The sequence below is a fragment of the Neokomagataea anthophila genome (assembly GCF_018122595.1).
Lineage (GTDB): Bacteria > Pseudomonadota > Alphaproteobacteria > Acetobacterales > Acetobacteraceae > Gluconobacter > Gluconobacter anthophilus.
In genome coordinates this window covers 1-376 of record NZ_JAGRQH010000026.1, presented here as the reverse complement: position 1 = coordinate 376, position 376 = coordinate 1, and the positions used below count along the sequence as shown (strand labels likewise).

1 protein-coding gene is annotated in these 376 nt (G+C 21.5%); it reads left to right on the top strand.

Annotated features, from left to right (window positions below; genetic code table 11):
- The coding region (locus KB213_RS11960; RefSeq protein ID WP_211683450.1) for a hypothetical protein at positions 1-376 on the top strand (376 nt) is incomplete at both ends.

Genomic DNA, 376 nt, shown 5'->3' with positions numbered 1-376 from the left:
TTTTTTTTTTTTTGTTTTTTTTTTTTTTTTTTTATTTTTTTATGTGGTTTTTGTTTTTTTATTTTTTTCTTACATGGTTATTTTTTGGTTTATTTTATCTGGTCGGTTATTTTTTTGTTTTTTTAAATAAAAATTTTTTTTTAAAAAAAAAAGATTTTTTTAAAAAAAAAAAAAAAATGTGGGCCAGGGATGAATATAAACACCCACCCCCCCAAAAAAAAAACAGTGAAAAAAACAAAAAAAAAACAACCACCCTGGGTTTTCCCTTAGTCCCAACCCACCATAAAAAAAAAAAAACACCAACCAAAAAAAACAAAAAAAAAAACAAAAACAACAACCACCCCAACAAAAAAAAAAAAAAAAAAAAAAAAAAAAA